General features: G+C 65.7%; 5 protein-coding genes. 4 read left to right on the top strand and 1 reads right to left on the bottom strand.

Annotated elements, in window-relative coordinates:
* The first annotated feature begins 45 nt into the window (after positions 1-45).
* From M3O22_08945 to M3O22_08930, 4 genes are read left to right on the top strand one after another with little or no spacing between them, the layout of a single operon-like run.
* Positions 46-702, top strand: coding sequence for a protein-L-isoaspartate O-methyltransferase (locus M3O22_08945; GenBank protein ID MDP9196868.1), 657 nt, complete (start codon positions 46-48; stop codon positions 700-702).
* A 23-nt stretch (positions 703-725) separates the two neighbouring features.
* Positions 726-1,034 (top strand): rhodanese-like domain-containing protein, encoded by a 309-nt coding sequence (locus tag M3O22_08940; GenBank protein MDP9196867.1) that lies wholly within the window; start codon positions 726-728, stop codon positions 1,032-1,034.
* Positions 1,034-2,416, top strand: coding sequence for a TolC family outer membrane protein (locus M3O22_08935; GenBank protein MDP9196866.1), 1,383 nt, complete (start codon positions 1,034-1,036; stop codon positions 2,414-2,416). The genes M3O22_08940 and M3O22_08935 overlap by 1 nt, the downstream gene beginning before the upstream one ends.
* Entirely contained in the window at positions 2,397-3,104 is a 708-nt protein-coding gene (locus tag M3O22_08930) for a DUF2497 domain-containing protein (protein ID MDP9196865.1), read from the top strand. The genes M3O22_08935 and M3O22_08930 overlap by 20 nt, the downstream gene beginning before the upstream one ends.
* Here the strand turns inward: M3O22_08930 and M3O22_08925 are convergent.
* Positions 3,042-3,552, bottom strand: a 511-nt coding sequence (locus M3O22_08925; protein ID MDP9196864.1) for a 2-polyprenylphenol 6-hydroxylase, incomplete at its 5' end; no start/stop codon positions are given. The two genes, M3O22_08930 and M3O22_08925, sit on opposite strands and share 63 nt — an antisense overlap.

The raw sequence follows: 3,552 nt of genomic DNA, 5'->3' as shown, positions 1-3,552 counted from the left end.
ATATAGATTCTGTCAGGTTTTTCCTGTCAGGGGACACCGGTTTCCATGAGCGCTGCCGCCATAGCCCGCCAGAACATGGTCGAGAACCAGCTGCGCCCCAACAGGGTGCAGGACGCGGCTCTGGTCCGCGCCATGGAGCAGATCCCGCGCGAGATGTTCGTGCCCGCAGCCCTGAAGGGGTTGGCCTATATGGACGACGACCTTCCTCTGGGTTCAGACCGGTGGCTGATGGAGCCCATGGTTCTGGCCCGGATGATCGAGGCAGCGGGTATAACGCCGGCATGCCGGGTTCTGGATGTGGGCGGAGCCACGGGATATTCCACGGCGATCCTCTCCCGGCTGGCCCGCCACGTGACGCTGCTGGAGGCCGATGCGGCGCTGGCCCGCCAGGCGGAAACCGCCCTGAAACAGCTGTCCTGTCCCAATACTGCTGTGATGCAGGGCGACATGACACAAGGCTCTCCTGACGGGGCGCCGTACGATGTGATCCTGGTGAATGGTGCCGTGGAGCAGGTTCCACAGGCCCTGTCCGTCCAGCTGGCTGACGGCGGGCGGCTTGTGACGGTTGTGCTGTCCGGGGGGCAGACAGGCCGGGCCTGCTTGTTCCGGCGTACCGGGACCACCATATCGGATATTGTCCTCTTTGATGCGGGCACCCCCCTGCTGCCCGGCTTTGAAAAACCCGCGGAGTTTGAGTTCTGATGACCGGCGACAGTATTCCCGTCATGGACGTCCAGACCCTGCACAGGCAGATGCAAGCCGGCACTCCGCCTGTCCTGGTGGATGTGCGCGAGGCCGGCGAGGTCGCTGTCTGCAGTCTTCCCGGGGCGCTGCACATTCCCCTGGGATCCCTGCCACAGCGTTTCAGCGAGATTCCGAAGGACCGCCCCGTCGTCATCCATTGTCACCATGGTGGCCGCAGCGGCCGGGCCGTTGCGTGGCTGCTGTCACAGGGCTACAGCCAGGTCCGGAACCTTGAGGGCGGCATCGACGCCTGGGCCCGCCGGATTGACCCGAACATGAGTACGTACTGATGGCCCGATTTTCCCGCACCGCAATCCTGTCTCTTCTGGTAGTCCTGCTGGCAGCGGCAGGCCCTGCCCGGGCCCAGACGTTCGAGGAGGCGCTGGTCCAGGTCTGGCAGACCAGCCCTGTGCTGGATGCTGCCCGGACCAGGCTGAAGGCCGTGGATGAGCAGGCGCCCCAGGCCCTGTCCGGATACCGCCCTCTTATCGACGCTACCGGGGACATCGGCAAAAGCCATGTCGACCGGGAGGAGGGGGGCAGCGACACCCTGACCCCTGCCTCTGTCGCCTTGACGGTGACCCAGCCCCTGTACCGGGGCGGGCGGACAGTTTCATCGGTCAGCCGGGCGGAAAACCAGATCATGGCCCAGCGGGCGTCCCTGCTGTCCACAGAACAGGACGTCCTGCTGTCCGGGGTGACCGCATGGATGGACGTTGTCCGCGACCAGGCCGTTGTGTCCCTGAACGTCAGCAACGAACAGGTGCTGCGCCGCCAGTACGGCGCTGACCGGGACCGTTTCGAGGTGGGCGTGGCCACGCGCACGGACGTCAGCCAGGCCCAGTCCCGCCTGGCACGTGCCACATCGGACCGGATCGCGGTTGAAGGTATTCTGGAAGCCAGCCGGGCCACGTTCATGCGGGTTTTCGGCCTGTCCCCGGGGGAGCTGAAAAAGCCGGAGGTCAGACTGCCCCTGCCGTCCTCGCTGGACGAGGCCATCACCTTGGCCCAGGACCGGAACCCGGCGGTGGTCAGCGCCGTCTATACCGAAAGGGCGTCCCATAACACAGTGGACACCGTGCGCGGCGAACTCCTGCCCGAGGCCAGCCTCCAGGGCCGTCTGGGCCGGGACTGGGATTCCGGGTCCGGCTCCACGTCTGACCAGGTGGACAGCGCTACCATCCTGGCCCAGGTCCGCATTCCCCTGTACGAGGCGGGCAGCGTTACTTCCCGTGTCCGGGAAGCCAAGCACACGGCCAACCAGCGCCGCATCGAGATCGAGGATCTCCGCCGCACTGCCAGGGAGAACGCCATCCGGGCCTGGACGGCCCTGACCACCGCGCAGGCCGAGCTGAAATCCAGACAGGCCCAGATCCGGGCGGCCTCGACGGCACTGGAAGGCACGCGCGAGGAATCCAAGGTCGGTACCCGCACAACACTGGACGTGCTGGATGCGGAACAGGAAGTCCTGAATGCCCGGGTTGCCCTGGTGCAGGCCCAGCGCAACGAGGTTGTGGCCTCGTACCAGCTTCTGGCCGCGGTGGGTGGTCTGACGGCGCAGAATCTGGGCCTGCCGGTCACCCCATACGATCCGGAAGCCCACTACAGGGAAGTGCGTGATGCCTGGTGGGGAACAGGTGTGGAGGAGTACGATGACCGGAAAGACCCTTAGGCCCCTGCGTGCGGACATTGCGGATCCGGAGGAGGGTCCGGCCAGTGACGGGATCGCCATGGAGGATATCCTGGCTTCTATCCGCCGTATCATGACAGAGGACGAGGAGCCACAGCCGGCAGCTCCTGCTGTGGCGCCGGCCCCGTATACTGACCCGGAAATATCCCGCGAAGACGGGGATATCCAGAGACTGCGCCAGGCGCTGGCCAGGGTATCCGCCTCTGACTCCCAGGATCAGCCGTCCCTGCGGCCCAATCCGGTCAGGGATAATCCTGCTGCCCGCGCCCGGCAGCATCCACAGTCCTCAGCCCCCATTCCGGGCAATCCTCCCGGCATTTTCTCGTTTCTGCGGGACAGGATGCAGACCCCTCAGCCTGCCGCACCGGCTGCCGCTGCCGCGCCTGCGCCGGCCACTGCGACCGCTCCCCCGCTGCGACAGCCGTCCCGGCCCGCAGCAACTCCAAAGCCTGCAGCGGCGGCGACAAAGCCTGGCACATCACTGGAAGCTGTGGCCATCGAGGCCTTGCGGCCCCTTCTGAAAGAATGGATGGCGACCAACCTGCGCCCCCTGGTGGACAGCATCATCCAGCGCGAGGTGCGCCGGATCCTCCAGGAACAGGGAATGTCAGGACAGAACCAGGGGCAGGGCGAGGCCAACGATCGTCAGGACAACAGCGGCTCCTGCTGAACCGACCAAGGCACAGATCCCGGCCACGACAAGCCATCGCCTTTTCTGCCGTTTTGATGGCTCGCCGTGGCAGTGCAGGTCTCTGTTCTGCCTCTGCCACAGCAGCAGGGATTTTTCCGTCTCCCGCACCAGGCAGGGAAGGCGCGACAGGGAGTCCGCCAGATCCTTTACATGGTCCCGGGCGCGGGCGGCGGGGCCGCGGTTGGCGCGCATCCAGTCCTCGATCGGCTCCCGCGCCATGTCCCACATGTTGACCCGCGGGTTCAGGATCCGGCCAATCCCCTCGGCCATCAGCATGCTTTTCTGCAGAAGCAGCAGCTGGGGCTGGGTTTCCATGCGGAACTGTTCCGTCACTGCGAACAGGTGCACCAGAAGCTGGCCGACCGAAATGTCCTTCAGCGGCTTGCTGACCAACGGCTCCCCGATGGAGCGCAGGGCCTGGGTGAAC

The organism is Pseudomonadota bacterium, assembly GCA_030775045.1.
GTDB lineage: Bacteria > Pseudomonadota > Alphaproteobacteria > JALYJY01 > JALYJY01 > JALYJY01.
The sequence above is the reverse complement of the archived record's forward strand: the minus strand, read 5'-3'. Positions and strand labels throughout refer to the sequence as shown.

Coding starts and splice junctions, on each gene's coding strand:
- M3O22_08945 (MDP9196868.1), top strand. CDS start 46: ATGAGCGCTGCCGCCATAGCCCGCCAGAACATGGTCGAGAACCAGCTG.
- M3O22_08935 (MDP9196866.1), top strand. CDS start 1,034: ATGGCCCGATTTTCCCGCACCGCAATCCTGTCTCTTCTGGTAGTCCTG.
- M3O22_08930 (MDP9196865.1), top strand. CDS start 2,397: ATGACCGGAAAGACCCTTAGGCCCCTGCGTGCGGACATTGCGGATCCG.
- M3O22_08940 (MDP9196867.1), top strand. CDS start 726: ATGGACGTCCAGACCCTGCACAGGCAGATGCAAGCCGGCACTCCGCCT.